Genomic DNA, 13,038 nt, shown 5'->3' with positions numbered 1-13,038 from the left:
TCTTGCTGGATATGGGGTTAGGAGGGTTTTATGATAAAGAAAAAGGCATTACTACTCATTACGCTTCTATTACTCACTATTTCTTTAATAGGATCCTTAAAAGAAGATACAGTTAAGGGAGAAATTAAAGGTACAATCGAAGAAAAGCTTCCGCAGCAAAATATGATAGTAGTACAGGATCAGTCTAATATCCGAAACCACATTCCTGTTGATGATATTGAAAAGTATGAAATAGGAGACAAAGTAGAAATTACTGTGTATATGCATCCTGATAAAAACGGTGCTACAACCTATGAGAATTCAAGAATTGTAATAAAAAAGTAATGGTGGTTTTTCTTTAGGAATGCGGTTGTTAAATAAAGAGCTTTGCTTCTACAAACGGCCAATTACATAAGGAGTTTCGCAATGGAAATATGGGATTTATATGATAAACATCGGAATAAAATAGGGAAGCAAATAACTCGTGGAGCTGAAATGACATCAGAGGAGTTTCATTTAGTCGTACACGTATGTATATTTAATTCAAATGGTGAGATGCTCATTCAGCAGCGTCAGCCCTTTAAGCATGGATGGTCAAACCTTTGGGATGTTACTTGTGGTGGGAGCGCAGTTGCAGGCGATACTAGTCAGCAGGCTGCTTCAAGAGAGTTATCCGAGGAACTAGGGGTTCATTATAACTTTGAAAAGATACGGCCACACTTTACGATTAACTTTGAACGTGGCTTTGACGATTTTTATTTGATTGAGTATGACTTAGATCTGGATGAATTGGAGTTACAGGCTGAAGAGGTACAAGCAGCCAAATGGGCTTCTAAAGAGGAAATCTTAAAGCTGATCGAAGATAAAAAATTCATACCTTATTATGAGAGTATGATAGCGTTTCTTTTTGAGGGTCGACATCATTATGGCTCTATCCGGATTTAAGATAGGTAGGTTTGTATTGATAACGCATGCGTTCACTCCTTAATTAAATGTTGAAGATGAAGGAGAGGTGAATTTGAGTTGAGAATCCGCTCAAAATTAATATTTAGCTTGATTGGCATAATGGTTCTATTCCTATTAATAATGACTTGGTTTTATCCATATTCACCATTCAGTTTACATAAAAGCTTTACTTATAAACCAGATCAGAAAGTTGTTCAAGGTTATGTGAAAGATATTGAAGAGTTTAAAACGTTCAAGAAAAAAGTTGATGGGACAACAGATCAACTCAGGTATGTTTTAGAAACGTACGAACAAGATTGGTTAATGAGTGAAAGTAGTATGAAAATGGATGAACAACAATTAAATTTAATTCTATTTGAAGTAAAAGAAACAAGACAACTATTATTGGATCTTGTTGCTCAACAAGATTATACAAAAGAGGAGAAGGAATATTTAATTCATACGATTCAAACATTGTTAACAATCGAAGATTCCATCACAAATATAAAAGCTCAACCGATGTTGTCTAAAGGTAAACTAGAAACACAATTTGATAATCTACATCAGAAGTTTATTAGCAGTTTTTTTGTATTTCGTTCTTTCTATGAAGTAGCACATGAAGATTAAATTGTAGTGCAATACCACTAATGGGTGCGATAGCTAAACAGGAGCAGCGTTTATTTTACCAACCATACCAATTTAGTGGAAAAGAAGTAGGAGGCACGAGAATGAAAAGGAAATGGTTTTTAGCCATAGGTGTTGTCATCATAATCTTTTTTTCCGTTAAGCATTTTAATGATTTTAGAGAAAAAGATTTAGATGATGTTATCCATTACGATATTTCTAATGTCGAATCGTTTTCAATAAATGGGCTCACAGGGGAATATGAATGGAGAACGGATCAAAAGGCACACGCAGAAGAGTTTAAAGACTTCCTGAGCAACTATCGTGTTAAAAGAATGAAGGATCATGAGTGGGACAGTGATGTTTCAAAAGAAGATGGCTTCACTCTTACTATCTACTCAAAAGATAAAGAGATTCCAATAGAGGCTTCCATTTATGAAAAGCGCGTCCTTTTTTACAATGAAGGGGAGTATTATCAGGTTGTAAATGACCGAATTGATGTAGATTGGATTCGAAATTATAGTAAGGAAAATAAACTATAATAATCGTTTTTCTTACATACTCAGGGAGTTAAGTTTAATAAACAGTATAGGGGCTTTTAAATGGGTGAAAAGATAAAAGTGATTCGTTGGACTGGGGGAGGATTCATAGGGATCATTGTCCTTTTTATATCTGTGATGACTTGGTTTTATCCTTATTCCGTTTTTAGTGTAGATAAAAGTCTTGCCTACCAGCCTGACTCGCATTTGTATAATGGTAAACAATATGCAGAAATTTTGAGTGAGTTTAAAGATTCATATCAGAAGGATTTAGAGGCAGATGTGAGCAATAAAAAATACAAGCTTAATCATAAACCGGACACAATACATTCTTCCTATTTTTGAACAGGAATGGTTAGTTAGCACAAGTTCGGTACCCATTGACGATAGGAAGCTGAACAACATGATAGTCAAACTAAAGAATGCTAGAGATACCTTGTTGGAACTCCTCATTCAAGTAGATCTAACTCGTGATCAACGAGATGAGTTAGTACATAACCTGAAAAGCGTTTCATCATTAGAGGAGCGTATTACAGACATCGAACATAAAAATTATGCTACTAGAGGACAGCTTAAACGACAATTGGATCGTATCCATTCGCAGTTTATATCTACCTTTAGAACTTATATCGTTTTTTATGAAAGGGCAACTTAAGGGGCCTATTCAGGACAATTTTTTTATATGTCATTTTAAGTAGGACTCCGTATTTTCCCCACTAATTTATTAACGACTTGTATGAGGAAGAGCCCTTTCATCCCTTTGCGTTTACCTTTCTCCCCCTTTGGGGTATAGGACCTAAATACTAAAGAACAGGTGAGTACCTTCCATCTGCTTTGCAAGACTAGTAGGAGGTGTGCCTTATGTACAGGGGCGGTTTGGAATTTGAAGGAGGAGCGCTCCTTTATATTGCTCTAGCGTTTGTGATCTTGCTTATGGCTTCTTTATTTCTCGTTTTATTCAAGACGTTTGCTCCAAGGAGCCAGGGTAATTTTGCGGTTATGGTTGGCATTTTCTTATACTTCTCCATTAGTTCAATAATCGCGTCATTTTTTCTTTCTGTAATGATGGGGATCATTTCAGTGGTTATTTATGGCGTTACGGCTGTCGTTATGTTTCGTTTAAAAAAGAGGCATCCGGATTTTGAATTAACTTAGAAACTCCATAGTGGGGCTTCTCGTGCAACAAATTAAGTATATGAAGAAACTGAACAGCTCAACTTCTCGATTCGAAATTACAGAGAAGTTGGGCTTTTTCTTATGGAATATTCCTATGGTTTTAAATCGACTTCATACAGCCTATGTGATAAATATGCTTGAACAGGTAATTGGTATATTATGTTAAACTAAATGTAGGTTATGTGAAATAATGTTCTTAAACTAACAGTGCAAATTTGTTGATCAGGAGGTTATGATGAAAATTATTAGAGATACAGGTAAAAGTTTTGATTTAGAAAATTTTCTTACAAAGCCTTTAGTAGCGCATTTATCAACAGTGGTGGAGGATGAACCGAGAGATTCACCAGTTTGGTTTTATTGGAAAGATAATAAAATTTGGATAATAGGTACAGCTTCAGATACATTCCCAGATCGAATAAAGGAAAATCCAAAATGTGCGATTGGAATAGTAGATTACAATCAGCACAGTGGCCTTTTTTTACATGCAGGATTTAGAGGTACAGCAACGGTAAAGCCTTTTGATCAGATCATAGCTAACCAGTTAATTTCTCGTTACTTAGGTGTTGAAATAGAAGAATGGGATCCACGTTTTAAAAACTTAGATGATCGTAATGTTTTAATATGCTTTACGCCTGAAACAGTCGTAGTTCGTGACCAATCATTTTGTCTTTCCTAAATGACCAGAAAATGTAGTTGTTCAAAGGAAGCGTTGTTTTTTGTATCAATGAACCTTCCCCTGTGGTGCTTACTGTCAATGGAGTAACTGTTATCATATGATATAATATAAGCAAGAATAACGATGAATTAGCTGGTGAAAATAAAATAATTGAATGGCCAAATGAAATTATAAGGTATTGAATCCATTAGAGGTAAGGGGGGCGATTTTATGAAAAAAATAGGTGCTGAGGCTGCAAAGGTATTGGAAGAAATTTTCGAAGATAAAGATCAATCCTTTGAACTAAATGGACAAAAATATAAAATAGTGGCTATTGATCATAAAGATAATGAAACAACTGTAGCTGAAGATGTAGAAAAAGACCAAAAGCTAAAACGAAAATTACTACAGGCTAAAAAGGATATTAAAGAAGGTAATTCCTATACTTCGGAAGAAATGAGAGAAATGATACGGAGAGGCCAAGTATAAATGAGGTTTATTTGGCTGGAGTCCACAAAGGAAGCATTCGAGAATATTAAGAGTGAGCACTATTCTTATAATGAAACCATTGAATACAAGTTAACTTTATTAGAACGTATTGAGAAGAAAATTATAACGGTTGGAACTAGTATGAGAGCAGATAAACCTGAATGGAAAGGAAGTCATAAAATACATGTAGATAGATTTATTATTTACTACTCCTTTTCTGATGACAATCAAACTTGTTTTTTAGAATATTTTAAGCACTCTAGTCAACATTATTGAGCTATCCTTTAGATAAATAGGGATGGCATTTTTTTGTATATAATCTAGTGCGTAAGGGGCGGGTTCACTGGAACTTTTATTCATGTGCCAAGGGCCCTATCCCTGTGGTACTTTACGAAATAATTTAAATATCTTAAATGGGGGAAGAAAAGAATGAAACAACTTATACGATTAATCTTGTTTTCTTCAATATTGTTGAGCTTGACTGGATGTAACTTCAGTAATGATTTTTCCAACGAGATTGATGAGGATAACCCTACTAAGACTAAAGAGGATAACGAAATACCTGAAATTAAAACTTATAAGGGTGAAAAGTTAGATCTATTAGTGGTAGGAGATAAGCCGACTATAAGAGAACAGAAGAAAATATCATTTACAACTATTGATGTTGAAAATTTAGCAAAAAAGAGCCTGGATCGTTATGATGCGGTTGTCATAATGCCTGAATATCTTTCTGAAGCAGCAGAAAAACGATATAACAAAATTTATAAACAAAACAAAATCCCATTTTTCTTTGTAGGTTCTAGAGCTGCACATATCCCTTTTGTTGATAATGGTGAAGTTACATACGAGACCTATGCTGATCGAGTAGATGAATCTCAAAATTATATTTCTGGTCTCCTTTATAAAGAAGACATCGAGAAAGGCTACTACGCTTATAAATACCGTTATCAACACGATGGGGAGAATTACGTGAAAGATAATGTGAGCAGTATATATTCAAATGTATTTAGAACGATTGACAACATTAAGTCAAACCAACCTCTAAATCATCTTAATTGAGTGAGCTGTATGAGTGCTGTTTTCTTTTCACGAAGCCTAGAAGAGTCTCTTCAAAAGCCCAATATTAATAACATAATAAATTAAGATACACACTACCTGGAGTAATAAAGTGGAGTGGATAGTATTTGAAGAAGATCGCCATAAGAAGTATTCAACCGTACAAGAATTATATGATGCTTGGACGTATGAATTACCACTATACCACTAGATAAAAGGATGACTGAATTCAGTCATCCTTTAAATGTTTGAAGACATGTATGTATTTAAAGGTGAACGCTTAGCGTTTATATGCTTATAATTCTATTATTTGTTTGGAAGGTGTATATTTTGAAGAATGAAGACGATCGTTTTCTGGGGAAGTGGGCTGTTCAAAGAAGAAAAGGCAAACAGTCTTATATGGCAACAAGGAGCTTATTATTCACGCTATTTTATTTAACAATATTCCTTTTATCTTTTGATCATTATCTAGAACCTACAACTCCTATAGGAGAATGGGTATTAACAGGTGTCTGGTACCTTTTAGTTGCGTTCTTCCTTGGTACGTTTACTGCAAACCTAAGATGGAACCTAAATGAAAAGAAATACAAAAAGTGAACTGAACTACCATAGGGACGGGTTTACTGGAACTTCTATTCCCTATTGGTTCATTTAATCGAAAAAAGGTAAGAGATCCTATGTATCTCTTACCTTTTTCTTGTTATAGCAAGGGGGAAGGTCCTGCTAATAGAAATTTGTTCTTATAAGGTGCGTTAATGCAATAAGCCAATATACCAAACAGAACGTCCATAATATTGGAGGTTCTGTTTTTTTATAATCTTTAACATTCAGCTTTAACAGAGCCCTAATTACAGAATGAACTGTTCAATTTAATTACTGAATTTTCAATCAAATAAATGGGATTTAATGTTAAAATGAGTTGGGAAGTTTTAAGTTTTATGCAAACAGGACAGTTGTACTAAATGAAGTTTATTGGAGGAAACATCAGAGGTTCGATGGGTAAAAAGAGAGAATGTACTAGATTTTATTTCAGCGCCAGCAATTCGAACCAGGTTTAAAGCTTATTTGGACTTTGAAGTAAGAGACAATTATATGGAGTACGGGACTAAACCTGAATTTGAATGAAAGGGGAGAATGACGGTATAGATATCCTTTACTATGGTAAATTACTACGTAAAAAGGAGAGGATTTCTCATAAGGAAATAGGAGTTACTATAATCAAGTTTTTGGAGGGGGGAGATCATATGCAGAGATTTTTGATAAGTATTGGGTTTCTTATTATTATGTCTTCATTAGTTGGTTGTACCAATGATGAAAACCAAGAACAACTAGAATTTTCTGTGAAGACCAATTGGGGAAATAAAATGTTACATGAGCGAAATTTCTATCAAATAATTATAAAAGAATTGTCTTCAGAAGATGTGGATAGAAGTTATTTAAAAGGTGTGGGTGCTAATCAAAGGGATTTTTATAATATAAGCCAACGAGACGATAAGAATTCAATCCAAAATATAATGGACCAATATTATGAGGAAAAAGAGATAAATAGAATTATTGAGGTTCTTAAAAAAGCAGAAGATACTTCATCTGCTTTAGCACAACATTTGGAGAACGGAGATACATCTGTCCTATTCCATAACAAGCAATTTCTCAGCTCATTGGATGTTCTTATAAAAGAGTATGTAGATGGTAAGGATGCTGTTGTTTCGACCGAAGATTTAACTTTAATTAATATCATAAAATACCCGAAAGATATGTCTGAGAATTATTCATCAAATGAAATATTGAACTTACTGATAAATATTGAAGATCATTTAGAGTTACTTTCTCAAGAAATAGTAAATGTGAAATGAATGGGCTGATTTTAAAATATAGGGGCAATTGGTGAACAAGGGCAATTGTTTCTTTTATTACCGAAACAGAAAGGAGGATTAAATGGCACAATCAAAAGTTCATTCAAAAATCTTTTTATGGTTATCCATTATAAGCAGTCTCTTCTTCATAACTCTGAAATTTTTCCAATGGAAGCTTGTTGAGATGTTTACAGTCTTTGTTATGCCTTTTGTATGGTTATTCTTGTACATATTCTTTTTAGTTGTTTTTATCCTGTCAATCATTCGGCTATTTAAGAAGAAGGAATGGAAGCCACTTTTTATACAGGCAATTACTATCGTTTTACTCCTTTTTATTCCGTTCAATCAAGTCGCATTAAACGTAGATTTCAAACTTAACAAATCGGAAAGAAACGAAGTAATTTCGAAAATTCAGGATGGAACTTATAAACCAAACGTTTCCCACAATAACTCCCTCATACATTTACCAGACGACTATACTGATCTATCGAAGGGCGGAGGAGACATAATAGTTGAAAAAGATGGGGAAGATTACTCGATTTTATTCTTTACTTTCCGAGGAGTGTTAGATAACTTTTCTGGTTTTGTCTTTTCACCAAACGATAAAAAGCCACACGCACATTTATTTGGGGGAGACTTCAAAGAAGTAGTGAAAATGGAGGAGAATTGGTATTTCGTTTCTTCTTCTTAAGATACTGAGTACTTTTGTTCAATACGCGTTTTGCAGAGGGAGGGGGATAGGATGATTGAAGAAATCATTAATAATTGGAATAGCTATTGTACAGAAGAGAATTTTATAGGGATCGGTTCTACGCGAAAAGTATATAAAGTATCTGGTTATGTAGTCAAAATAAACTTGCATCCTATTGGTAATAGTCAGTCTAAAAACGAGTTAGAGATTTTTAATGCGATGATGGATAAAGGGCTGCACCACCTATTTGCTCAGACGTATTATGTAGATGAGTGTATCTCTATTCAGAAATATTATGAGCCATTAGAAATGAAGGGTAACCAAACGTTTGAAATTGATCGGAGTAGAGAAGAAGAACGGATCCCAAATCGATACCAAGAAGTTCTGACTCTTTTAGACCAGGAATTCGATAGTTTTGATCTAAAAGACAGCAGCAATTATGGTTTAAACAGTGAAGGGAAACTTGTTTTTATCGATTATGGGATGAATAAAACATTGTATGAGGAACAATGGGTGCCCTCAGCTGAGAATGGAATTCTACCACAGATTGACTATGATTTTTGTACAGTTTGTGAGAGCAAAAAGGAATTACGTATGTACGGAGATCACGACAGGGATAAACGGTGTTATTCGTGTGGGAAGGAATAGGGAGAAGTTACTAACCAAACGGATGTAATTATGAAACAAGTAGTTGCTTCTTTCATAAATTGGACCGGTTGTTTAATAAGAAAGGAAGGGGAATATTGCGTTCTATTAAGTTAATGTTATTAGGTATAACGTTCATACTTGTCGCCATATATATATCACAAGTTGCTGCTTTTAGAACTGATGGTTGGGAGTTCGTTGTTTTAGTATTTGGTCTTATTTTTGTGATCATTGGCTTTTTTATAGACGGTGTTTTTAAATAACGGGGGCGAATGGTGCACAAGAGCAGGGTCTTCTTAATTTACTTACCAGGATCGGCGAATCGAGTAGTTACATTAAAGATACATAAGGAAGCTGACATGAAATATTAAACAAGGTGAAGGGGATTGATTATGGAGGATTGTTTGTTTTGTATTCCGAGTTTGGAACCAACCCAAAACATAGTGATGGATAATGAGTATTGTATGTTTTTACAGTTAGCACAAGCTCAAATAAAGGGGAAACAGCTTGAAGGTGCAGGGTTAATTGTCCCTAGAGAACACAGGGAAACGGCATTTGATTTAACATATGAGGAGTGGAGTGCAACTTACAGCCTGCTTCAAGATGTTAAAGAATACTTAGATGAAAACTATGGACCACAAGGCTATAACCTGGGCTGGAACTGCGGGGAAGTTGGCGGGCAGCATATTTTCCATGCCCATTTTCACGTGATACCGAGATATTCAGATGAACCAATGGCCGGCAAAGGGATTAGGTCTTTGTTTAAGGGTTCAGAAAATAATAGAAAAAGTAGGTAAACTACCAGTCGCAATAAAGTAAGAAGGGAAGTTCTTGTTTTTTGCGATTGTAGAAGGGAAGAATCATTTTGCTAAATAAGATACACGAAGTACTTAGCGGGCTCTATCCAGTGGAAATAAATAAAGTTGAGGCAGTAACAGATGAGATGTTTCGATGCACGAGTGCAGAAGAGGAGTACTTTGCAAGGATTACAAATTATAAAAGTTATGATGAACAATTAGAAGAGGTTCACTATACAAACTTCTTATTTAACGAAGGGTTGGGTGTGTCTCAAGCAATACCTTCTATTAATGGTAGAGCGGTAGAAAAGGTGATTCTTGAAGGTCGTGAAATCTTTACGGTTCTTTATAAATCTGCACCTGGGGCTCACTTACCAAAGGAAAACTGGAATACAGATGTTTTAAAAGAGGTAGGGCGGCAAATTGGGAAAATGCATCGATTGTCAAAAAAATATGAAGAAGTCCATCAAATCCGATCGATCAAGGATTGGCATGAAAACGAGGAATATGCCTTTTTAAAATATATCCCTGTAGAGGAATCTATTATTAGAGATATAGCGGATGAGGTACGATCCTCGATCAAGAAAATCCCTAGAGACCCTTCGAATTATGGGTTAATACACGGTGATATATGGTTAGAGAATATACTCGTTGATGAAGACCTGAATTTGACGATGGTTGATTTTCAAGATTGTGAGAAGCATTTTTATATTTTTGATTTGGCAGTCCCCCTTTACAGTGCGCTTGAGTATTCGTTTATAGGTGGGGGGAACATAATTGAATATGGAAATCGTATTACGGGAGCCATGATCGAAGGATACGAAGAGGAACATTCACTCTCTCCAGAAATGGTAGAAAAACTTCCGCTATTTATGAAACTAAAAGAGATATTTGAATACAGTTTAATGCACATGTACTGGGATAAGGATCACCTAACTGAAGAACAGGTAAGAATAATGAATCATGTTAGAATGAGGATTGAAGGCAATCATTCCATACTTAATACATAACGAGTCTATTGTTGGACTTACGGCTGAATGAGGAGGAAAGGGGCCTATATTTTGTTTCAACAACTTCTGTTTGTGATCATAATTTCGGTTTTCACTATTTTGAGTTGGTTCGATTTTAGGAGAGATATGAAGAAGGCTCAAGGAGAACAGGAAATAAGGAATGTGTTTGTTCGCTTCTTTCTTGCGCTTATTCTATTGATTCTATCTATTTTACTGTTAATTTTTTAGCTTAAACGGTGAACTCGAGGGTATTCGCTTTATTCACATTAGGAAAGAGGGATCATGATGGGATCGTATCCAGATGAAAGTTTGCGTAAGAAAGTTTTTAAGATCGCTTCAGCTATTCCTGACCTTTTAGGACAATTAGTCTTAATACCTCTCAAAATTTTAGGGAACCTACTAAAGCTTCTTTTGAATTTTATGCCTTAGAAGGAGGAGAACCAATGACAAATAACAATAATGACGAAAGTGGTGAGAAGTTAATCCCTTGGCAACCCACAACTGTTCTAAAAGGAGAACGGGGATTCGATTATACGATCGAAGAGGTGTTGCGCCACAATGATTATTTTAAGATCACGATAAAGGACCTTCATGGAAACGCCTTAGACATCCTATATGATGATCCAGATAATATTTGTCCTTTAGAATACTACGTATGGGGATTTATGTATCATACCGAACTAGGTTCTTTATCCAGGAGCTTTGAACAGGATGAAAATCAAACCATTAATAAAGACACCATTTGCTTATATAAGGTGGAGCATTCGGATTTTATTAAAGAGTTTAATCATAACCCTGTAGCAAATAAAGAATTATATCCCACTCTTGAACATCATTTATTTATGACGGGGGATGAAATGGTTGAGGTTCTATCGAATTATGAACCTAGGTTTGTTGAGAGAAAGGGGGAAGATTAGTTTGATATAGATTAAAATGTTGATCGCTAATACATAGGCATCAAATAGGAAGGTTAGACCTGTCACATAGTAAAAAATAGTTGAACAAGAAGAGAGGAATTGCATTGCGTTCTGTGAAATGGATGTTATTAGGTATTGCAATCATGCTTGCAGGGAACTATATCCCCCACGAATTTAGAAGTCGCGGATATGAGGTATTCATTTTAGTATTAGGTTTTATAATTGTGGTTATTGGCTTTTTCAAAAAAGACAAGAAGGAACTACAAAAAGGATGCGATCGTTAAACATGAATAAACGCCTCTTCTATTAATGGAGTATTTACTAGAAGAAATAGCAATGGAAAAACGGGAGGAAGTTATTATAAATAAACCGGTAAAAGCAGTGTTGTTTGCAACTTTGACATTATTTTTACTTGCAAGCTGTGGTGTAGCTGATGGCGGCAGAGTAACGGCAAGAGATGTGTTGAAACAGGACAAAGATGCGGACATTCTGAAGTATAACGGGAGAATCTTTAGCAATGTGACAAGTTTAGAGTGGTTCGAAGATGATAAGCAGAACGTTCCATTTTCTAAAGACCACTATGTAGCCGAGGTTAAAAATCAGACAAAAAGTATTCGGCGGTTTAGTGATCTCAGTGCAACCAAGTTACCAAAAGGGACGAAGGTTTATTCGGCTGCTAAAAACGAAGAAGGTATTTTATTAGTGGAGTACGAGGGAGAAGAACTTTATTATATGGAGCTACTTGAAGGGGGGTAGGTTGGAGTTTGAGAAGGACAGCATTAACAGGGACGGCTCAACCATAAAATGATAAGTCGTAATATTTTGTTAATAGAGGTTGAATGTGAAAAAGAATGTAGAAGGGAAGGTATTCATATGAAGCCAACGATCCTGTTAGTTGGAACGGACCATTTCTCTGATCAAGCAAATGGAAATCTGTTTAATACCAACAAAGTGGATGTTTTATCACAAGAAAGGCAAAACGAAATGAGAGAAATCATTCACTGTCTAAAGCAATTCGAACCTACGAAAGTAGCTCTAGAGGTGATTCAAGAAAACGAGGAAGAATTGAATGCGCAATATGCTTCTTATCTCAATGGAAATTATCCGCTAACAGTTAATGAGATTGATCAAATCGGTTTCCGTTTAGCGGGTGAGTGTCATCTCAACCACGTATACGCAGTCGATTGGAACGAGGAACAAAGAGACATTCCTAATAGTGATGATGGAAAGAATTCCGTTATGTTTAAAGAAGTGATGCGACTTGGAGAACGCATAATGGCTGAATCCAATACATATCTACATAACCATACATTGAAAGATTATTTGCTTTGGCTTAATGAGTCCGAGAATGTATCTAGAGGACAGGAATTTTATATGAAGCTGGCTCTAGTAGAAAAAGATGGGGATCCCGTTGGGGCAACATGGACAGCGAAGTATTGGTATTACCGCAACCTATTAATTTATAAAAACTTAGTAAGCTTGATTGAGTCTGAGGAGGAACGCATTTTCGTCTTATATGGCAGTGGCCATCTTCACTTACTTTTAGAGTTTTTGAAAGAGAGTGGGATGTTTGATGTGAAAGTAGCCAGTGACTATTTAATATAGCTTTGTTACGTATAGCATCTTTTCTGTGGAGCTGAACCATACTGGATTTTGCCTGGT

20 protein-coding genes are annotated in these 13,038 nt (G+C 35.4%); all 20 read left to right on the top strand.

Features of this window, described 5'->3' with window-relative positions; all coding sequences use genetic code 11:
• Positions 1–30 precede the first annotated feature (30 nt).
• The 20 genes from LQ226_RS11820 (at position 31) to LQ226_RS11725 (ending at position 12,981) form a co-directional block, all read left to right on the top strand.
• The gene (locus LQ226_RS11820; RefSeq protein ID WP_231418114.1) at positions 31–324 is read left to right on the top strand and encodes a hypothetical protein; all 294 of its coding nucleotides are present in this window, start codon (positions 31–33) and stop codon (positions 322–324) included.
• Positions 325–405: 81 nt separating this feature from the next.
• Positions 406–924 (top strand): NUDIX hydrolase, encoded by a 519-nt coding sequence (locus LQ226_RS11815; RefSeq protein WP_231418113.1) that lies wholly within the window; start codon positions 406–408, stop codon positions 922–924.
• Positions 925–1,065: 141 nt separating this feature from the next.
• Positions 1,066–1,551: a hypothetical protein gene (locus LQ226_RS11810; RefSeq protein ID WP_231418112.1), complete on the top strand. Its 486-nt coding sequence runs from the start codon at positions 1,066–1,068 to the stop codon at positions 1,549–1,551.
• A gap of 101 nt (positions 1,552–1,652) precedes the next feature.
• Positions 1,653–2,090: a hypothetical protein gene (locus tag LQ226_RS11805; protein ID WP_231418111.1), complete on the top strand. Its 438-nt coding sequence runs from the start codon at positions 1,653–1,655 to the stop codon at positions 2,088–2,090.
• A 60-nt stretch (positions 2,091–2,150) separates the two neighbouring features.
• Positions 2,151–2,432, top strand: coding sequence for a hypothetical protein (locus LQ226_RS11800; RefSeq protein WP_231418110.1), 282 nt, complete (start codon positions 2,151–2,153; stop codon positions 2,430–2,432).
• A gap of 516 nt (positions 2,433–2,948) precedes the next feature.
• Complete coding sequence (locus LQ226_RS11795; RefSeq protein WP_231418109.1) at positions 2,949–3,242, top strand: hypothetical protein; 294 nt, start codon at positions 2,949–2,951, stop codon at positions 3,240–3,242.
• A gap of 22 nt (positions 3,243–3,264) precedes the next feature.
• Positions 3,265–3,429: a hypothetical protein gene (locus tag LQ226_RS11790; RefSeq protein ID WP_231418108.1), complete on the top strand. Its 165-nt coding sequence runs from the start codon at positions 3,265–3,267 to the stop codon at positions 3,427–3,429.
• 66 nt (positions 3,430–3,495) lie between these two features.
• A complete protein-coding gene (locus tag LQ226_RS11785; protein WP_231418107.1) occupies positions 3,496–3,939 on the top strand; it encodes a pyridoxamine 5'-phosphate oxidase family protein in 444 nt (147 codons plus the stop codon).
• Between the two features lie 210 nt (positions 3,940–4,149).
• Positions 4,150–4,407, top strand: a complete 258-nt coding sequence (locus tag LQ226_RS11780) for a hypothetical protein (RefSeq protein ID WP_231418106.1) — start codon at positions 4,150–4,152, stop codon at positions 4,405–4,407.
• Between the two features lie 429 nt (positions 4,408–4,836).
• Positions 4,837–5,466, top strand: a complete 630-nt coding sequence (locus LQ226_RS11775; protein WP_231418105.1) for a hypothetical protein — start codon at positions 4,837–4,839, stop codon at positions 5,464–5,466.
• 327 nt (positions 5,467–5,793) lie between these two features.
• Positions 5,794–6,060: a hypothetical protein gene (locus LQ226_RS11770; RefSeq protein ID WP_231418104.1), complete on the top strand. Its 267-nt coding sequence runs from the start codon at positions 5,794–5,796 to the stop codon at positions 6,058–6,060.
• 647 nt (positions 6,061–6,707) lie between these two features.
• Positions 6,708–7,316: a hypothetical protein gene (locus LQ226_RS11765; protein WP_231418103.1), complete on the top strand. Its 609-nt coding sequence runs from the start codon at positions 6,708–6,710 to the stop codon at positions 7,314–7,316.
• 82 nt (positions 7,317–7,398) lie between these two features.
• Positions 7,399–8,007: a hypothetical protein gene (locus LQ226_RS11760; protein WP_231418102.1), complete on the top strand. Its 609-nt coding sequence runs from the start codon at positions 7,399–7,401 to the stop codon at positions 8,005–8,007.
• Between the two features lie 51 nt (positions 8,008–8,058).
• On the top strand, positions 8,059–8,655 hold the full coding sequence (locus tag LQ226_RS11755; RefSeq protein ID WP_231418101.1) for a protein kinase: 597 nt from the start codon (positions 8,059–8,061) through the stop codon (positions 8,653–8,655).
• Positions 8,656–9,044: 389 nt separating this feature from the next.
• Positions 9,045–9,449 carry an HIT family protein gene (locus LQ226_RS11750; protein ID WP_231418100.1) on the top strand — a complete coding sequence of 135 codons (405 nt, stop codon included), beginning with the start codon at positions 9,045–9,047 and terminating at the stop codon, positions 9,447–9,449.
• Between the two features lie 62 nt (positions 9,450–9,511).
• On the top strand, positions 9,512–10,459 hold the full coding sequence (locus LQ226_RS11745) for a phosphotransferase enzyme family protein (protein ID WP_284526991.1): 948 nt from the start codon (positions 9,512–9,514) through the stop codon (positions 10,457–10,459).
• A 443-nt stretch (positions 10,460–10,902) separates the two neighbouring features.
• Complete coding sequence (locus LQ226_RS11740) at positions 10,903–11,376, top strand: hypothetical protein (protein WP_231418099.1); 474 nt, start codon at positions 10,903–10,905, stop codon at positions 11,374–11,376.
• 80 nt (positions 11,377–11,456) lie between these two features.
• The gene (locus tag LQ226_RS11735) at positions 11,457–11,660 is read left to right on the top strand and encodes a hypothetical protein (protein WP_231418098.1); all 204 of its coding nucleotides are present in this window, start codon (positions 11,457–11,459) and stop codon (positions 11,658–11,660) included.
• A 25-nt stretch (positions 11,661–11,685) separates the two neighbouring features.
• On the top strand, positions 11,686–12,132 hold the full coding sequence (locus LQ226_RS11730; protein WP_231418097.1) for a hypothetical protein: 447 nt from the start codon (positions 11,686–11,688) through the stop codon (positions 12,130–12,132).
• A 117-nt stretch (positions 12,133–12,249) separates the two neighbouring features.
• A complete protein-coding gene (locus tag LQ226_RS11725) occupies positions 12,250–12,981 on the top strand; it encodes a DUF5694 domain-containing protein (protein ID WP_231418096.1) in 732 nt (243 codons plus the stop codon).
• The last annotated feature ends 57 nt before the right edge of the window (positions 12,982–13,038 follow it).

The organism is Pontibacillus sp. HN14 (assembly GCF_021129245.1).
Taxonomy (GTDB): domain Bacteria; phylum Bacillota; class Bacilli; order Bacillales; family BH030062; genus Pontibacillus.
This window is presented reverse-complemented; position numbering and strand designations above follow the sequence as displayed.